At 73.5% G+C, this 16,986-nt stretch carries 13 protein-coding genes; 1 reads left to right on the forward strand and 12 read right to left on the reverse strand.

What is annotated here, in order from left to right; genetic code table 11:
* Positions 1 to 254: 254 nt before the first annotated feature.
* The 3 genes from ACIRO3_RS08165 to ACIRO3_RS08175 all read right to left on the reverse strand — a co-directional run bounded on the left by ACIRO3_RS08165 (position 255) and on the right by ACIRO3_RS08175 (position 2,657).
* Entirely contained in the window at positions 255 to 461 is a 207-nt protein-coding gene (locus ACIRO3_RS08165; protein WP_404133783.1) for a YciI family protein, read from the reverse strand.
* 350 nt (positions 462 to 811) lie between these two features.
* Complete coding sequence (locus ACIRO3_RS08170; RefSeq protein ID WP_361778748.1) at positions 812 to 2,062, reverse strand: MFS transporter; 1,251 nt, start codon at positions 2,060 to 2,062, stop codon at positions 812 to 814.
* Between the two features lie 142 nt (positions 2,063 to 2,204).
* The gene (locus ACIRO3_RS08175; protein ID WP_365998990.1) at positions 2,205 to 2,657 is read right to left on the reverse strand and encodes a carboxymuconolactone decarboxylase family protein; all 453 of its coding nucleotides are present in this window, start codon (positions 2,655 to 2,657) and stop codon (positions 2,205 to 2,207) included.
* 46 nt (positions 2,658 to 2,703) lie between these two features.
* Between ACIRO3_RS08175 and ACIRO3_RS08180 the strand changes: the two genes are divergently transcribed.
* The gene (locus ACIRO3_RS08180; RefSeq protein ID WP_404133787.1) at positions 2,704 to 4,215 is read left to right on the forward strand and encodes a PLP-dependent aminotransferase family protein; all 1,512 of its coding nucleotides are present in this window, start codon (positions 2,704 to 2,706) and stop codon (positions 4,213 to 4,215) included.
* Positions 4,216 to 4,359: 144 nt separating this feature from the next.
* Here the strand turns inward: ACIRO3_RS08180 and ACIRO3_RS08185 are convergent, their stop codons facing one another.
* The 9 genes from ACIRO3_RS08185 to ACIRO3_RS08225 all read right to left on the reverse strand — a co-directional run bounded on the left by ACIRO3_RS08185 (position 4,360) and on the right by ACIRO3_RS08225 (position 16,867).
* A complete protein-coding gene (locus ACIRO3_RS08185; protein WP_404133790.1) occupies positions 4,360 to 5,931 on the reverse strand; it encodes an FAD-dependent monooxygenase in 1,572 nt (523 codons plus the stop codon).
* 31 nt (positions 5,932 to 5,962) lie between these two features.
* Entirely contained in the window at positions 5,963 to 7,540 is a 1,578-nt protein-coding gene (locus tag ACIRO3_RS08190) for a class I adenylate-forming enzyme family protein (protein WP_366147884.1), read from the reverse strand.
* 43 nt (positions 7,541 to 7,583) lie between these two features.
* A complete protein-coding gene (locus ACIRO3_RS08195) occupies positions 7,584 to 9,470 on the reverse strand; it encodes an anthranilate synthase family protein (protein WP_404133793.1) in 1,887 nt (628 codons plus the stop codon).
* The gene (locus tag ACIRO3_RS08200) at positions 9,467 to 10,090 is read right to left on the reverse strand and encodes an isochorismatase family protein (RefSeq protein ID WP_365998985.1); all 624 of its coding nucleotides are present in this window, start codon (positions 10,088 to 10,090) and stop codon (positions 9,467 to 9,469) included. The genes ACIRO3_RS08195 and ACIRO3_RS08200 overlap by 4 nt, the downstream gene beginning before the upstream one ends.
* 129 nt (positions 10,091 to 10,219) lie before the next feature.
* The gene (locus ACIRO3_RS08205) at positions 10,220 to 10,990 is read right to left on the reverse strand and encodes a 2,3-dihydro-2,3-dihydroxybenzoate dehydrogenase (RefSeq protein ID WP_404133796.1); all 771 of its coding nucleotides are present in this window, start codon (positions 10,988 to 10,990) and stop codon (positions 10,220 to 10,222) included.
* Positions 10,990 to 12,162, reverse strand: a complete 1,173-nt coding sequence (locus tag ACIRO3_RS08210; RefSeq protein WP_404133798.1) for a 3-deoxy-7-phosphoheptulonate synthase — start codon at positions 12,160 to 12,162, stop codon at positions 10,990 to 10,992. The genes ACIRO3_RS08205 and ACIRO3_RS08210 overlap by 1 nt, the downstream gene beginning before the upstream one ends.
* A gap of 460 nt (positions 12,163 to 12,622) precedes the next feature.
* Positions 12,623 to 13,246 (reverse strand): NAD(P)H-dependent oxidoreductase, encoded by a 624-nt coding sequence (locus ACIRO3_RS08215; RefSeq protein WP_267801067.1) that lies wholly within the window; start codon positions 13,244 to 13,246, stop codon positions 12,623 to 12,625.
* Between the two features lie 94 nt (positions 13,247 to 13,340).
* Complete coding sequence (locus ACIRO3_RS08220; RefSeq protein ID WP_361778723.1) at positions 13,341 to 14,693, reverse strand: transposase; 1,353 nt, start codon at positions 14,691 to 14,693, stop codon at positions 13,341 to 13,343.
* A gap of 98 nt (positions 14,694 to 14,791) precedes the next feature.
* Complete coding sequence (locus ACIRO3_RS08225; protein ID WP_404133801.1) at positions 14,792 to 16,867, reverse strand: BTAD domain-containing putative transcriptional regulator; 2,076 nt, start codon at positions 16,865 to 16,867, stop codon at positions 14,792 to 14,794.
* Positions 16,868 to 16,986: the final 119 nt, after the last annotated feature.

A 16,986-nucleotide genomic window follows, 5' to 3' on the forward strand; every position in this document is an offset into this window, starting at 1 on the left:
GGGGGGGGGCCCCCCGGCCGCGTGGGGGGCCCCCGGGGGGGGGGGGCCCCCGCCCGGGGGGGGGGGGGGGCGGGGGGGGGGGGGGGGCCCCCCCGGGGGGGGGGGGGGGGGGGGGGGGGGGCGCCCGGGCGCCCCCCCGCCCCCTTTCGTCGTTGCGCCCCACTCGTGGCGCGCCGCGAGCACGCCTCGGTCGGCCCGCGGCCGCTCGAACCCTGCCGGCGCGACCCCGTCACCGGCCACGATCACGCCTTCGATCAGACGGTCGAGTCGGGCATGATCTCGCGGACCTCCTGCGCACAGCGGCACGCGGCGGGGAGTTCCGCGGCCCGCTCCAGCGCGTTCGCACCTGAGGGCGCGTCGATGATCGAGAACGCGCCGGGGACCGCCTTGGTCTCCGGGTACGGGCCGTCGGCGACGGTGCCCGGTGGCCACGACGCTCGCCCGCCGCCTCTCCGGTCCACCGCCGAAGACCCACACGGCGGCGTCCCGGGCCTCCCGCACCACCGCGAGCGAGGCCTCGGCCGACTCTTCCCCAGGAAGGTCGTCGCGCCGTCGTCGAACGAGATCGGACCGCGGCATCCATGGCTCCCCCGGCCGTTGGCCTCCGTCGGCCGCGACTCGCGATACGACGCACGCCTTCCGGTACCGCCGCGGCGGCCCCGGTGCACCCGTGCTCCGCGTGCGGCCGGCCACCGCCGCCGAGGCCCGCCGCAGGCGGCCCCGCACGCGAAAGCGCCGGGCGCGGCTCCTTGGGGGAGCCGCGCCCGGCTGTCTGTCCCGCCCGCGGGGGACGGTGTCGCGGGGCAGACGATCAGTGGGCCGCCGCGGTGGCCGGGTCGGTCTTCGCTTCGGCGGCCGGCGCGGAGTCGGTCGGGCGGCCGGAGCGCCGGCCGACGACGAGGAGGGTGAGGATCGCGAGGCCCGCGCCGATGTACAGGACGCTGGCGGTGGCCAGGTTGTCGACGGCGATGCCTCCGAAGAGGGCGCCGAGGGCGATCGACAGGTTGAAGGTGGAGACGTACAGCGAGGAGGCCGCCTCGGTCGCGTCGGGGGCGGCGTCGAGGATCCAGGTCTGGAAGGTCACCGGCACGGCGCCGTAGCCCAGGCCCCACAGGACGAGGATGACGGCCGCGGTGAGGGTGGTGTTCCCGACGGTGGCGAGCAGCAGCATGGCGACGGCGAGGACGATCGCGATGCCGATGACGACCTGCCGCAGCCGCTTGGCGATCAGGGCTCCGGCGATGAAGTTGCCGGTGATGCCGGCGATGCCGAAGGTCAGCAGCAGGACACCGATCATGCTGTCGCCGACGCCGTCGTCCTGGAGGAGCGGACGGACGAAGGTGTAGGCGAGGAAGTGGCCGGTGATGACGAGGAAGGTCATCGCGATGCCGATGCGGACGCCGGCGTTGGACTTCCAGACGCGGGGCAGGTCGCCGAAGACGATGGTGCGCTCGGCGGGGACCTTCGGCATCAGGAAGAGCATCGCGGCGAGGGCGACGAGGCCGAGGACGCCGACGGCGGCGAAGGCGGTGCGCCAGCCGGAGAGGTCGCCGAGGAAGGTGCCGGTGGGCACGCCGAGCACGGAGGCCGTCTCGACGCCGCCGAAGATGACGGCGGTGGCGCGGGCGACGTGTCGTTCGGGTACCAGGCGCAGGGCGATGCCGCCGGCGATGGACCAGAAGCCGCCGACGCTGATGCCGATGAGGAAGCGGGCGACCAGGACCACGGCGAAGCTGGTGGCGAAGGCCGAGGCGAGGTTCGCCAGGCCGACGATGGCGATGAGGATGACCAGGACGAGCCGCCGGTCGAACTTTCCGGTGGCGACGGTCACCAGCGGGGCCGAGATCGCCGCGACCAGGCCGGGGATGGTGACCATGAGGGCCGCCGTGCCCTCGGAGACCTTCAGCGCGTCCCCGACGGGGGTGAGCAGGCCGACGGGCAGCAGCTCGGAGGTCATGAGGGAGAAGATGCCGAGGGTGACGGCCAGGACGGCCAGCCAGCCTTTGACCGCGGAGGGTTCCTTGCCCGCGGAGAGCGGTGCGGATGAATCGAGGGTGGTCACGATGTCAGTCCTTCGTCAGCGGTCCCCCTCTGGTGCCGGGAGACGGGGTGGGGGCATGCGTGGGGCGGTGGCCTGGCCTGTCCGGCGGTGGCCACCGCCCTGGTGCGTCGTTATGGGGTCTGGGGGTGGGGGAACGGCCGGACTACTCGGTTCCGGGGGTCTTGCGGGTGGCGACGTTCATCCGGTTCCACACGTTGGCGGTGAAGATGAGGGCGATCAGGTGCGCGAGCTCCTCCTCGCCGAAGTGCTTGGCGGCCTCGTCGTAGACGGCGTCGGTGACGCCGCCGGGGAGGAGGGTGACCTCCTCGGTGAGGGCGAGGGCCGCGCGCTCCTTGACGGTGAAGAGGCTCGACTCCTGCCATGCGGTGAGCTGGTAGATCCGCTCTTCCGACTCGCCGCCCTTGCGGGCGTCGCTGGTGTGGTAATCGATGCAGTAGGCACAGCGGTTGATCTGCGAGGTGCGGATCTGGACGAGCTCCAGGAGGACCGGGTCGAGGCCCTGTCGGGCGGCCCCGTCGAGGGCCAGGACGGACTTGAAGATCTTGGGGGCGACGGCGGCGAAGTTCATGCGCTCAGGAACCTGAAAAGTGGTCATGTGAAAACTCTAGGAGCGCAATCGGCCCGGAGTAGGGTGCATTCCCATGCAGAGATCATGGGTCAATTCCACGGACGCCCCGGACCCCGAACCGGCCGGTACCGGGAGCGATCTGCACCTGGAACTGAGCGGCGAGGGCAGCCTGCGCAACCAGCTGATGCAGGCGTTACGCACGTCCATCGACTCCGGCCGGCTCGCTCCCGGCACCCGGCTGCCGCCCTACCGGGCCCTCGCCGTGGACCTGGGGATCGCCCGCAACACGGTCGCCGACGCGTACGCCGAGCTGGTCGAGGAGGGCTGGCTGTCGGCGCGCCAGGGCTCCGGCACCCGGGTGGCCAGGCGGGCGGCCCCGCTCCAGCCCGACCGGCCGCGCGGGCCCGCCCGACCGACGCACCGCAGGACCGAGCACGACCTGATGCCGAGCTCCCCCGACGCCTCCGCCTTCCCCCGAACCGCCTGGATCGGCGCGGCCCGGCGGGCGCTGGCCGCCGCTCCGCACGACGCCTTCGGGGTCGGTGACCCCCGCGGCCGGATCGAGCTGCGCCGGACGCTGACCGAGTACCTCGCGCGGGTGCGCGGCGTACGGACCGCACCGGACCGGATCATCGTCTGCTCCGGCTTCGCCCACGGGCTGGAACTGCTCGGCAAGGTGCTCACCGGCCCGGTCGCGGTGGAGTCGTACGGGCTGTCCTTCCATCGGGACATCCTGGTGGGCGCGGGGCTCGCCACGGTGCCGTTGACCGTGGACGGCGGGGGCGCGCGGATCGAGGAGCTTCCCGGGACGGGCGCCCGGGCGGTGCTGCTCACCCCGGCCCACCAGTTCCCCACGGGTGGCCCGCTGCACCCGGAGCGGCGGGCCGCGGCGGTGGACTGGGCGCGGGCGACCGGTGGAGTGCTGATCGAGGACGACTACGACGGGGAGTTCCGCTACGACCGCCAGCCGGTCGGCGCCGTCCAGGGCCTGGACCCGGACCGGATCGTCTACATCGGCTCCGCCAGCAAGAGCCTGTCCCCCGCGCTGCGCCTGGGCTGGATGGTGTTGCCGGGCTGGTTGGTGGACGACGTGCTCGCCGCGAAGGGGCCCCGCGAGATGTGGTCGGGGGTCACGGACCAGCTGACCCTGGCCGAGTTCATCGGGTCGGGCGCCTACGACCGCCACCTGCGCCGGATGCGCCTGATCTACCGGCGCCGCCGGGACCAGTTGGCGGCCCGGCTGGCGCAGGAGGCGCCCCACGTCAAGGTCAGCGGGGTGGCGGCCGGACTGCACGCGGTGCTGGAGCTGCCGAGGGACACCGAGGAGGCGGCCCTGCGGGCGGCCCGCCGGCAGGGCCTCGCGCTCGACGGGTTGCGACCGTACCTGCACCCCGAGAGCTCCATGACCCCGCGGGACGGGCTGGTGCTCGGCTACGGCACCCCGCCCGACCACGCCTTCGCGGCGGCCCTGGACGCGCTGTGCCTGGCCCTGCCCGACCCGCCGCAGGAGGAGGAGCGGGAGGGGACGCGCGGGGAGGAGCCGCCGCGCCGCCGCAGCGGCGTCGAGGCCCCGCAGGCCCCGTAGGCCCCGCAGACCCCGCAGGCCCCGCAGGCCCCGCAGGCCCCGTAGACCCCGTGGGCCCCCCGTGGGCCCCGGGTCTGCCGGTACGCGCGCGAGCGCCGCCGCCCGGCCTGGGCCGGGCGGCGGCGCTCGTGGGGCGGGCGGCGGTCAGTGACCGGGCGTCGGGGTCAGGGCGTGGCGGAGTTCGGCCTCCAGCCGGTCCAGGTCGTCGGCGTGCCCGTGGGCCGCCACGTGCCCGTCGGGCCGGATCAGGTAGTAGCCGGCGCGGGCGCACAGCCCGCCCCGGCCGGGCAGGTCGGGTGTGGCCCGCAGGACGCGCAGCCCCGGCCAGGGGCCGACGGTGTGCTCGACCCGGGCGGTCCAGGCGGTGTCCCGGGCGGGCGGGCGCAGCAGCAGCGTCCAGCCCGCCGGGGCCTGCCCCGGCCCGGCCAGGCCCAGCGCGAGGGCGGTGGCCCGGGGGAAGACGGAGCCGGCCCGGATCCCGCCGGGCAGCCGGTCGCGGACCCGGCAGGCGCCGGCCGACGGCTGCCGGGTGTCGCGGTCCGGGGTGTAGGCGAGCCGGCGGCCCGCCATCACGGGGGCGTAGAGCCGGGCGGCGGCGCCGGTGCGGTCCAGGACCCGGAAGGCGGTGTCGCGGGCGGCGACCCGGCGCCGGGTGCGGGCGGTCAGGGCCCGGGTGTGCAGGTCGGTGTCGCGCACGATGCGGCCGGTCGCCTCGACGCGTTCCCTGCCGTAGCTCTCCAGGAGCGCGGCGGGGGCCTCGCCGCCGAGGACGGCGGCGAGTTTCCAGGCGAGGTTGTGGGCGTCCTGGAGGCCGTTGTTCATCCCCTGGCCGCCGGCGGGGCTGTGCACGTGCGCCGAGTCCCCGGCCAGGAAGACCCGGCCGCGCTGGAAGTCGGTGGCCCGTCGGGCGTGGACCCGGAAGACGGTCTCCCAGACGGGTTCGGTGATCCGCACGCCGTGGGGGCCCCGGGTGTCGATGAGGCGCTGCATGTCGTCTCGGGTCAAGGTGGTGCCCTCGGGCATCACGGACAGGAAACGGAAGACCCCGTCGGGCTGCGGGACGACGCACAGCGTCCCCGAGGTGCTCTGGTAGTACGAGATCTCGTCGGGCGGCAGGTTCCCCTCGATGCGGGTGTCGAGGAGCGCGAAGGCCATCTCGTAGGTGGATCCCTCGAAGCCGATGCCGAGTTGGCGGCGGACGTCGCTGCCCGCCCCGTCGGCGCCGATGACGAAGGGCGCGGTGAACCGTTCGACGAGGCCGTCGCCGTGTTCCAGTACGGCGGTGACCGTGCCGCCCGGCTCGATCCGGCCGGAGTAGTCGACGTCGTCGAGGCACAGGAGCCGGACGCCCCGCTCGATCTTCCCGCCGAGGGAGTGCAGCCGTTCGGTGAGGATGCGTTCCGTCTCGGGTTGGGGGAGCTGGCGGGCGGCCAGTTCCTCGGTGAAGGTGAGCGAGGCGACCGGCTTGCGGTCGGAGAAGTAGCGGAAGGCGCGTACGGGTACGGACGCCTCCTGGACGGCCTCGCCGACGCCGAGGTCGGTGAGGATGTCGCGGACCCGGGGCCACAGCGACAGCGCCTTGGGCACCCGGGCGGCCTCGTGGGCCCGGTCGACGATCCGTACGCCCACGCCGCGCCGCAAGAGTTCGCAGGCGGCGAGCAGGCCGGTGGGACCGGCTCCGACGATCAGCACGTCGGCATCGCTGGTGGCGTTCACGGGTGTTCTCCTGCCTGTCGCCGGACGGTGGTCAGGACGACTGCGGGGCGGACAACCGCCGCAGTCGTGCGGTGAGTTCGAGGCGCTGGACCTTCATCGTGGCCGTGCGCGGCAGCTCGGAGAGCTTCATCTGCACCGGCTCCGCGAGCTGCGGCCACGCGGCGGCGGCGGAGCGCCAGCGGGCCGGGTCCAGCGGCAGGTCGTCGCGGGTGCAGAGCACGGGGACGCCCGCGCCGTCCGGTCCGGGGACGACGACCAGTTCGGTGAGTTCGTCGAGCCGGCCGAGGACGGTGTCCTCGATCTCCAGGGTGGAGTGGATGCCGGGGATGGCGTCCACCTCGCGGTCCAGGAGGTGGAGGCAGCCCTCGTCGGTGCGGTATCCGAGGTCCATGCCCCGCCACCAGCCGCCGTGCACCTGGGTGTCGTAGCGCTCGCGCTCGCCGAAGTAGCCCAGCGCCCGGCCGGCGGCCTGGACGTCGATGTAGCCGGGGTTGTCGCGGCTGACCTCCTTGCCGTTGCGGCTGACGAGCCGGAACTTGGTGTCGGAGGGGAAGGCGTGGCCCTGGCAGCGGCCGTCCGCGCCCAGCGCGGTGGCGCGGGTGAAGCCGCGGCCGACGAGCGGGCCCGTCTCGCTCTGCCCGTAGATCTGGTAGAAGAGCGGCGAGCTGCGGTCGGTGGCGTGCAGCAGCTTGTGCATGGTGCTGGGGTGGATGGCGTCGAAGGTGGTGCTGAAGTACTTCACGTTCGACAGCGGGCGCAGCGGGTGGTCGGCCAACACCTCCCACTCCATGAAGGAGTTGGGGTGGGACTCGATGAAGCCGGGGCGGGTCTCGGCCCACAGTCGCGCCGCGTGCTCGGGCTCGGCGTCGTTCATGATGACCATCGGGTTGCCGCGGGGCAGCAGGACGGCCAGGGCCAGCGGCATCCGCGAGTGGACGTAGCTGACGTGCAGGGCGACGGTCTCGTGCTCGCGGATCATGTCGAAGAGCTTGGCCTGCGGGCGGTAGCGGCCGTGCAGGGTGCGGGCCGAGTGCACGACGAGCTTGGGCAGGCCGGTGGTGCCGGAGGTGTGCGTCATCAGCGCGGGCAGGTCGAGGTGCGGGACGACGGGCGCCTGGCGCGGGGATCCGGCCAGGTCCGCGAGGGAGACCGTGCCCGGGCGGGAACCGGCCACGATGATCACCTGGCCGGCAATCTCCGCGAGGGGGGCGCCGGCGAACGGTCCGTCGAGCTTGTCGGTGTCGGTGACCAGGTGGGGGGAGCCGAGCCGGCGCAGCAGCGCGAGGACGCTGTCGGCGTCGAGGTACGGGGAGAGCTGGACGGGGACGGCCCCGAGGCGGGCGACGGCGGAGGACAGGATGTTGATGTCGAAGCCGTTTGACTTGTGGAGGGCGACGTGGTCGCTGCGGCGCACCCCGGCGGCGTACAGGCGGGCCGCCGTGTCGTCGATGTGCTCGGCCAGTTCGGCGAACGTCAGGCGGCGCCCGACCTCGGGGAGCAGGTCCAGGTCGTGGTCGAGGATGATCAGCTGGTCGCCGTGGGTCTGGGCGGCCCGCTCGGCCACGAGACCCATGTACAGGCCCTTGTCACTGCCGTTGACGGGAAGCATTGCGGAACTCCTTCGCGGGAGGGGTGTGTGGGTGGTGGTCCGGTCAGATCAGGCCGGTGAGCAGGGACTCGACGATGCGGACGCCGTCCCGGGTGAGCACGGATTCGGGGTGGAACTGCATGGAGGCGAAGTGCGGGCCGCGCAGGGCGTGCACCTCGTCGGTCTCCGGGTCGCGGCTGACCTCGAACACGCCGACGCCCTCGGCCTCGGCCTTGTCCTCGGTGCCGCGCGCGGCGAACGTGTTGTAGAAACCGACCCGTTCGGTCGCGCCGAAGAGTTGGATCTGTCGCTGTACGCCCTGGTTGGGGTGGTCGCGGCGGACCAGGTCCAGCCCCAGTTCCCGGGAGAGGACCTGGTGGCTGAGGCACACGGCGAGGAAGGGTCTGCGCTTGGCGAGCAGCGCGCGGACGTCGGCCGACAGTCGGGCGATCTTCGGGTGGCCCGCGTCGCGCGGGTCTCCGGGTCCGGGTCCCATGACGACCAGGTCGTGGGCGTCGAGGGAGTAGGGCTCGTCGAAGCGGCTCACGGTCACCCGCAGCCCCATCGAGCGGAGCTGGTGGGCGATCATCGAGGTGAAGGTGTCCTCCGCGTCCACGACGAGGACGGAGCGCCCGACCAACGAGTCCTGCGGCAGGGCCCGTTCGCCCTCCTCGGCCAGCCAGTACCCGGCGATGGAGTCGTTGCGCCGGGCCAGGGCGGCCCGGACGTCCGGGTGGGCGGAGAAGCGGGTGGCGCCGTCCGATTCCAGTGCGGCGAGCAGACCGGCCGCCTTCGCCTTGGTCTCCGCGACCTCGGATTCGGGATCGGAGTGGCGGACCAGGGTGGCCCCCACGCCGATGGAGACCCGGCCGGCCTCGTCGATGTCGGCGGTGCGGATGAGGATCGCCGAGTCGAGTTCCCGTTCGCCGCTCTCGTCCGTGCCGATGAGGGCGACGACTCCGCTGTAGTAGCCGCGGCCCCGGGGTTCGTATCTGCTGATGACGCGGCAGGCGCTCTCCAGCGGGCTGCCGGTGACGGTGGGGGCGAACATCGTCTCGCGCAGGATCTCGCGCGGGTCGCGGGTGGTGCGCCCCTCGATCAGGTACTCGGTGTGCGCGAGGCGGGCCATCTCCTTGAGGTAGGGGCCGACGACCCGGCCGCCTCCCTCGCAGACCCGGGCCATCATCTTGAGTTCCTCGTCGACGACCATGTACAGCTCGTCGGTCTCCTTGCGGTCCGCGAGGAAGTCCATGACCTGCGGCAGGGTGGGCCCGCCGGCCGGGTAGCGGTAGGTGCCGCTGATGGGGTTCATCACGGCGGTCCCGCGGTGCACGCTGATGTGGCGTTCGGGGGTGGCGCCGACGAAGGTGCGGCCGCCGGTGTGGACGACGAAGGTCCAGTAGCCGCCGGTCTCCTGCTCCAGGAGCCGGCGAAAGAGGGTCAGGGCGCTGCGCGGGGTGTAGTCGGTGATCTCCGCGGTGAAGGAGCGTTTGATGACGAAGTTCGCTCCTTCGCCGGTGCCGATCTCGTCGGCGATGACGCGGCGCACGATGTCCGCGTATCCGGCGTCGTCGATGTCGAACTCGCCGCCGGTCAGTCGGATGGGCCGGTCGCCGATGCGGGCGACGGCCTCCGCGAGCGGGACCCGCTCCTGACCGGTGACGGCGAGGGTGATGAGCGGGGAGCCGTCGTCGGCCGCCTCGAAGCCGCGTTCGCGGATCTGTCGGAAGGGTACGAGGACCAGCGCCTGGTGCCGGCCGGGCTCGGCCGCGCCCCGCTCGGGCAGGGGTACGGACTCCAGTGTCTCGGGGTGGGACACGTCGCCGACGAGGACCTCCACCACGCCCGGCCCGGTGGCGCCGGGCCGGTGCAGCAGGGCGAACGGCGGGGGGTCGTCGGCGAGGATCCGGGCGAGCAGGTCGCGCTCCGCCGGCTCCCGGGCGGCGGTCATGCCAGGGTCTCCTTCACGGTGGTGACCACGGCGCAGCGCCGGGCGGCGTAGTCCAGGGTCCGGTGGTGGTCCTCCTCGGTGAAGTCGGCCAGGGCGTCCGCGACCAGGAAGGTCTCGATGTCGTGGCTGAACGACTCGACCGCCGTGGCCAGTACGCCGACGTGCGCGTACACCCCGCAGACGACGAGTTGGTCGCGTCCGGCCTCCCGCATCCGGGCCAGCAGGTCGGTGTGGTGGAAGGCGCTGTAGCGCCATTTGGTGAACACCCAGTCCTCGGGTCCGGGCTTCAGCTCGTCGGCGATCTCCCGGTCCTCGCGCGAGGGCTTCATGCCGGGCCCCCAGAAGTCCCGCAGCAGTCCGCGCTGGCGTTCGGTCATGCCGCCCGGCTGGGCCGTGTAGGCGACGGGGACGCCGAGTTCGGCGCACCGGTCGCGCAACTGGGCCGCGTTGCGCACGAGTTCGGCGCGCAGGGTGTCCGGCAGGGGTGCCAGGAAGTAGCGCTGCATGTCGTGTACCAGCAGGACGGCGCGGGCCGGGTCGACGGACCAGGCGGCGGTGTTGAGGGGCAGGTCCCCCGATGTCGGCATCGGGTAGGCCTCGATGGTCGGGATGCCGGCCATGGCTTCCTCTCGTGGCTCTGACGTGGTGGCTCTGACGTGGTGTGGCTCTGACGTGGTGTGGCTCTGACGTGGTGGAGGGGTGCGGTGAGCGGTGGTGCGGGACGGCGTCGCGGGGGGCGGCGCGCGGTCTCAGACGCCGAGGGTGGCGCCGCCGTCGACCGTGAGCGTGTGCAGGGTGATGTGCGCGGCCTCGTCGGAGAGCAGGAACACCACGGCGTCGGCGATGTGTCGGGGCTGTGCGAGTCGGCCGAGCGGGATGCCGACGCGGTAGGAGTCCCCGTGGCCCTCGATGGATCCGCGCGGCCCGGATTCGTCGTGCCACATGGACCGCAGCATCGGTGTGTCGGTGGAGCCGGGGGCGACGATGTTGCAGCGGATGCCGTGGCGGGCGACTTCCAGGCCGAGTGACTTGGTGAACATGGTGGCCGCGGCCTTGGAGGCGGCGTAGGCGGCCATGTCCGTACGGGGGGTGCCGGCGGCGTTGGAGGCGACGGTGACGAGGGAGCCCCGGGCGCGCTCCGCCATCCGGTTCACCACGGCCCGGGAGACGTGGAAGACGCCGGTGGCGTTGACGGCGAAGGTGGCGTTCCAGTCCTCGTCGGTGAACGCGCGGGCCTGGCCCAGGCGCAGGATGCCGGCGGCGTTGACGAGGTGTTCGATCGGGCCGAGTTCGCTCTCCGCGGCCGCGACCGTCCGCTCGACCTCGGCGCTGCTGGTGACGTCGGTGGGGAAGGCGACGGCCTTGACGCCGTGGTCGGCCCATTCCTCGACCGCCCGCCCCAACGCCACCGGATCGCGGTCCACGGCGGCGACGAAGACGCCGCGCCGGCCGAGGGCGAGGGCTACCTCGCGGCCTATCCCGCCGGCCGCTCCGGTGACGAGGGCTGTGGTGCCTTCCATCAGAAGCTCCAACTGGATACGACGGATATGGCCTGTCCGGGGTTGAGGCGCGGGTCGCAGTGGCTGGTGTAGAAGTCGCCGACCCGGTCGATGGCCGAGGGGTCGGAGACGCATTCGGTGACGGCGTCCGGGGTGGTCTCCAGGTGGAAGCCGCCCGCGACACCGCCCGCCTCCGTGACGGCGAAGTGGAAGGCCACGGCCTCGCGTTCGACGGTCTCGACGTAGCGGGTCTTGTATCCGTCGGGGGTGCTGACGGTGTTGCCGTGCATGGGGTCGGTCAGCCAGATCACGGGGTGCCCGGCCTCGCGGACGGCGGTCACGAGCGGCGGGAGGGCGTCGGGGACGGCGTCGGCGCCCATCCGGGCGATGAGGGTGAGGCGGCCGGGCTCGCGGTCGGGGTCGAGCCGTTCGCACAGGGCGAGCAGCTCCGCGGGGCTCATGTTCGGGCCGACCTTGCAGGCGACCGGGTTGCTCACCCGGGACAGCAGCTCGACGTGGGCGCCGTCGACCTGCCGGGTGCGCTCGCCGATCCAGGGCCAGTGGGTGGAGGCCAGCATCAGTCCGCCCGCCTCGTCACCGCGGAGCATGGACACCTCGTAGTCGAGGAGCAGGGCCTCGTGGCTGGTCCACACCATGGGGTCGATGCCGGCGCCGGGGCTGCCGGGGCGCCAGCCGAGGCCCCGCATCACGTCATCGGCGGCCATGTAGCCGGTGAGCAGTCGCAGCGGATCGGGACGGCGGGCGTCGACGTCGGGTTCGGGGCCGTTGACCATGTGGCCCCGGAAGACGGGCATGTCGACGCCGTCGACGACCTCGGTGGGGCGCGAGCGGGGCTTGGCGTACTGGCCGGCGATTCGGCCGACACGCAGCACCGGCTTGCCGGTGACCAGTCGCAGTGACCCGGCGAGCAGGTCCAGGACGGCGGCCTTGCGGGAGACGTGGTCGGCCGTGCATTCGGCCGGGTCCTCGGCGCAGTCGCCGACCTGGACCACGTGGGCCTGGCCGGCCGCCACCCGGGCCAGCAGCCCGCGCAGGGTCCGTACGTCGTCCGCGGCCACCAATGAGGGGCGGGCCAGGAGTTCCTCCCTGACCCGACGCAACTGCGCGGGGTCGTCCCAGTCCGGCTGTTGGAGCGCGGGTTTCAGCCGGATGCCGGTATCGGCGTTTTCCACGAGGTGCCTCCGAGTAGACGAGCAAGGGTGCGGGGCGCGCTGCCGCGCGGAGTGGGGTCCATCGCGGGAGCGGGGCGCACGGGTGAAGTGCGGGGATGGGTGGTGCGGGGGTCCGATGGGTCGGGCGGGACGCGCGGGACCGCGCCGGAGGCGAGGGCCGCAGGGAGGTGTACGGGGCCGAAAGGCCAGGGGCGATCGCCCGGGAAGCGGCGCGGTGGGGCCGGTCGGTCGGGGCGGGGCGGACTGGCCCGGCCCCGCGCACCCCGCGGGACACGGCGCGGCGCGGCATGGGACCCCGGCCATGCGGGCCACCCGGGCGGCGGGCACGGCACGCGGGTGGCCGGCACGCGGCGGCGGGGCTCACGGGTACGGGACGTGCTCGGGTGCCCCGACTTCGCGGCGAGGGCGCGCGATCGGACGCTGCGGACCGGGCGGAATCCCGACGGGCTCAGGGCCTGTTTCAGGCGAGGCCCTTGCGGAGCGCGGCGGTGATCTCGACGGTACGGCGGGCCTGGTACTCGATGGCGGCGAGGTTGTCCTCGGTGACGTTGCCCGCCTCGTTGCGCGAGACGCTGCTCACGCCGTACGGGTTGCCGTTGGTCGGGGCCAGTTGGATCGGGTCGGCCACACCGGGCGGCACGATGATCGCGCCCCAGTGGTAGAAGGCGTTGTTGAGGGCCAGGAGGGTGCTCTCCTGGCCGCCGTGCAGGGTCGCGGTGGAGGTGAACGAGGACATCACCTTGTTCAGCAGTCCGCGCTTGGAGTGCAGCGGAAGGGTCTGGTCGATGAACTGCTTGAGCGAGGCGGCGGGCAGGCCGTAGCGGCCCGGGGTTCCCCACAGCACCGCGTCGGCCCATTCGAGGTCGTCGAGCGTGGCCTCGGGGATGTCCGCCACGGCGGCGAGGTGCTCCTCCCACGCCGCGTTCCAGGTGTCGTTGCCGGGCACGACCGTCTCGGTGGTGAGCTCGGCGGTCCTGCGCAACCGCACCTCCGCGCCCGCCTTCTCGGCGGCGGCCGCGGCGGCCACGGCGAGCTGGTGGACGTTTCCCTGGGAGGAGTAGTAGATGACGGCGACCTTGGTCATGTCCGGGGTCCCTCGGTTCGATCGGTTGGAATGTCCCGATCCTGTGGGAGCCGACGGCCACGGCCAATGGTCGTCCGGGCTATCCGTCAACTGCTCAGCTCGCTAGGTCAGGTCGCCCTCCCAGGTCCGTCAGGTAGCCCCGGCCGTGCCGTTCGCGGCGCGCCGGATCGGTCAGGTCCGTCACCTCCGCCGCGGCCCGCCGGGTGTTGGGCCGACCGCTGAGCAGGGCAATGGCGTGCGCGGCCGAGGCGAGCGTGGCGTGCCGGTGCCAGCCGTTGAAGGACCGGCCGGAGAAGTCCCGGATGCCGACCTGGTCGGCCACCTCGGCGAGGTCCCGGTCGACCCGGTGGGTGAGCCGGATCAACTGGGTCAACTCCGCCGGCCGCACCCCCGTCAGGTCGGTCAGCCACAGTTCCGCCGGGAGCTGGCCGCCGTCCGAGATCCCGAGGAGCAGCAGTTCCTCGGCCACGCCCGGTCGTCCGCCCGGGCGCCGGGTGTCGGCGGTCAGGGTGGCGCTGACGGCCACGAGGGAGCCCGGTCGCCGCAGGCCGCGGAGCTGCGCCTCCGGTCCGGATGCCCTGCGGGGCTCCAACTGACGCATGTGCCAGGCGGTGGACATGATCTGCTGGGTCGTCATGCTGGCGCCGCGGCGGGGGAAGGTCGGCTCCAGGACGGTGAGGCGTACGGAGGGGTCGACCCGCAGCAGCCAGGGCGTGCCGGCGGCCCGCAGCCGGTGGACCGTGCTCAGGACGTCGGCGTGGCGCGCGTCCATCACCAGGGGTCGGACCGGGAGACCGGAGTCCCTGATCATCGCCAGGTAGGCCTCGACCGAGCACTGGGCGAGGCTTTCCTGCACGGTGGTCTCGGGGATGGCGGCCTGGCTGCGCCGGTTCTCGTCCTCCAGCCAGCGGTGGGTGAGGTGGAGCCTCCAGTGCAGCGGTGAGCTCCAGTCGTGGGCGGCGGCCCAGACCCCCACGGCCTGTTGGGCGTTGATGACCTGGCCCAGCTCGGGCACGAAGCGCCGCTCGACCCCCACGGAGGTCTCGCCGGCCTTCGGGATGATCATGGGGTGGACCACGTACGCCTGCGGTGGCGACACCCGTTCGATGTGCTGGGCCAGGGCCCGTCGGACGGGGGTCCAGTCCCAGGTCGAGCTGGAGATGAAGTGGTGCAGGCTCTGCTCGGCCGCGTCCCCTCCGAGCAGAGTCGCGATGTTGCGGATCGATTTGCGGCCCTCGGCGCCCAACAGGCCCCGCACGTAGTGGATGGCCTTCATCCGCTGGTCGCTCCGCGGCATGGACGCGAAGAGCCCCGAGCACAGCTCGAAGACCACCGACTCCTCTTCACCGGGACGCCCCGTTCCTTCGCGTGCGACGCATTCGGCGTGCTGATCACCCGTCGGCTGCTTCCGGACCGTGCTGCCGCTCCGCAGGATCGTGCTCCTCATGAAGTCTCCCCTCCGACCGGGGGTCGCCCGGCCAGCTGCCTGCATGTGTCTGCCGAGCGGCGGCTGTGCTGCGCACATGCCGCCACGGAGACGCAGCTTCACGCGGGGCGACCAAGCGGGGGCAAAGGATCGGGAAGCCCCGCCTCCGCGCCCGCGCGGATCGTGGCGTACGCCGCCGGCCGGCCCGGGGCGGTCGGGTACCGCGGTTCCGGATCGGTGTCCGGGTCTCCGGCGAGGGCGAGCCGGATCAGTTCCGGTATCCGGAACGAGGGCACCGACATCTCGGGGGTTCCCGTGGGGACCCGGCCGGCGAGTTCGACGGCGTGGTGGTCCAGCAGCGTGCCCAGGAGCTGTTCCGCGGTGCTCGTGGCCACCCCGAGGAGTTGCGCGGCGTCCCGGACCACGAACGCTCCGGAGGCGGAACGACTGAGTTCGGTGAGCGCCCGGCCGGCCGGGTGGGGCAGCCGCGCGCAGGACTGCTCGACCCGGGCCAGCACGTCCCAGGTCCCTGAGCGCAGTTCTACCCGGCGTTGGCGTTCGTTGGCCAGCCGTTCGGCGAAATCGGCCGTGGACCACATGGGACGGGCCGCCAGCGTCTCCCCCATCGCCCTGATCCCGAGGGGCACGTGGCCCATCAGCCGGACGATGCGCCGGGTTGCCGTGTGGTCGCCCGTGGGCCATCCCGCGGGGCCGGTGGCCGCGGCGAACAGCGCCGCGCCGTCCTCGGCGCTCATCGGCCCGAGTGTCAGCTGCGCGGCGCCCGGCAGTCCGGGGAGCCGGACGCGGGAGGTGGTGATGACGGTGCTGCGGCTGCCGCCGGGCAGCAGCGGCAGGATCTGCCGGGCGGACGCGGCGTCCTCCAGGAGCAGGAGCAGCGCGCGGCCCGCTGTGTGGTCGCGGAACCTGCGGGCCAGCTCGTCCTCGGCCCAGCCGGCGGGGTCCCCGTCCGAGGTGGGCACGGAGTCCAGGTGCAGGTCGCGCAGGAAGGAGCGCAGGATCAGCGTGGGGCTGATCGGCGTCTCCCGGTCGCTGTGCAGCCGGGCGTACAACTGGCCGTCGGGGAAGCGGCCGCTGAGCTGGTGGGCGGCCCGGACGGCCAGCACGCTCTTGCCGGCGCCGATGCCGCCGAGGACGGTGACGATCCGGGGTGCGGCACGCCGTTCGGAGTCCTCTCCGGGGGCGGCCAGGGCGAGCAGCCGGTCGAGCTCGCGACGGCGGCCGACGAAATCGGGTGTGTCGGGCGGGAGTTGGGTCAGCCTGGGGAGGGCGGCCGGCGCCGCCGCGGGGAGGTCCCGGGCGGGCCGGCCGGTCGGGGTCAGGTGTTCGGGCGCGGGCGCGCCGAGGCGTGGATCGGCGCTCAGCACTTCCTGTTGGAGCTTGCGGACCCAGTCGGAGGGTTCGATGCCCAGCTCGCGGACGAGGTTGCGGCGCAGCCGGGTGAACGCGTCCAGGGCGGTGGCCCGTTGGCCGGAGCGGTGCGCGGCGAGGACCAGGTCGGCGGCGAACCTCTCGTTCAGCGGGTGTTCGGCGGTGAGCCGGCGCAGCTCGTCGAGCAGGGCACCGTGCAGGCCGAGTTGGAGGTCCGCCTGGACGCGCATCTCCAGCGCGCTGATCCGGGTGGCCTCGATCCGGCTGATCCGGGAGGCGAGTTCGGGGCCGGCGGGTACGTCGGCGAAGGCGTCGCCGCGCCACAGGGCGAGGGCCGCCCGCAGTGCGCCGGCGGCCTCGCGGGCGTTGCCGGCGTCCAGGTCGACGCGGGCCAGTCCGATGCGGCGTTCGAAGTCCCACAGGTCCACCTCCTCGGGGCGCAGCCGCAGCAGGTAGCCGTTGGTACGGGTCTCCAGCCGGTCGGAGGAGTACGGCGCGGGTGCGGGGCCGTGCGCGGGGACCGGCCGCCGGGCCAGGGCACGGCGCAGCTGGTACACGTACGTCTGGACGGTCTTGCGGGCGAGGCGCGGCGGGTCGATCTCCCACAGTTCCTCGATGAGGGCGGCGAGCGGCACGGGCCGTCCCGCGCGCAGCAGCAGCACGGCCAGGACCCGTCGGACCTGTGGCGCGGTGGGGGTGCGGGATTCGCCGTCGAGACGCACGTCGAGCGGGCCGAGGACCCCGATCCTCAGCGCGGGCTCCCCGGGTGCGGCGGGATCCCGCCGGCGCGGCGCGGTGGACTCCATGGACGGCTCCTCTCCGGACGGTGTGCCCTGCCGGCCTGCGACCGCGACGGTGACTGCGAGAACAGTCGCCCACGGCGGTTTATGGCCGGTCACTCGTCGTCCTGCCGGTTCGCGGCGCG

Origin of the sequence: Streptomyces sp. NPDC102278 (assembly GCF_044766345.1) — a bacterium.
GTDB lineage: Bacteria > Actinomycetota > Actinomycetes > Streptomycetales > Streptomycetaceae > Streptomyces.

Bases quoted from the DNA above. Each gene is read 5' to 3' on its own strand.
- ACIRO3_RS08205 (WP_404133796.1), bottom strand. From the start codon at position 10,990: ATGGAAGGCACCACAGCCCTCGTCACCGGAGCGGCCGGCGGGATAGGC.
- ACIRO3_RS08220 (WP_361778723.1), bottom strand. From the start codon at position 14,693: ATGAGGAGCACGATCCTGCGGAGCGGCAGCACGGTCCGGAAGCAGCCG.
- ACIRO3_RS08195 (WP_404133793.1), bottom strand. From the start codon at position 9,470: ATGACCGCCGCCCGGGAGCCGGCGGAGCGCGACCTGCTCGCCCGGATC.
- ACIRO3_RS08200 (WP_365998985.1), bottom strand. From the start codon at position 10,090: ATGGCCGGCATCCCGACCATCGAGGCCTACCCGATGCCGACATCGGGG.
- ACIRO3_RS08225 (WP_404133801.1), bottom strand. From the start codon at position 16,867: ATGGAGTCCACCGCGCCGCGCCGGCGGGATCCCGCCGCACCCGGGGAG.
- ACIRO3_RS08180 (WP_404133787.1), top strand. From the start codon at position 2,704: ATGCAGAGATCATGGGTCAATTCCACGGACGCCCCGGACCCCGAACCG.
- ACIRO3_RS08215 (WP_267801067.1), bottom strand. From the start codon at position 13,246: ATGACCAAGGTCGCCGTCATCTACTACTCCTCCCAGGGAAACGTCCAC.
- ACIRO3_RS08190 (WP_366147884.1), bottom strand. From the start codon at position 7,540: ATGCTTCCCGTCAACGGCAGTGACAAGGGCCTGTACATGGGTCTCGTG.
- ACIRO3_RS08175 (WP_365998990.1), bottom strand. From the start codon at position 2,657: ATGACCACTTTTCAGGTTCCTGAGCGCATGAACTTCGCCGCCGTCGCC.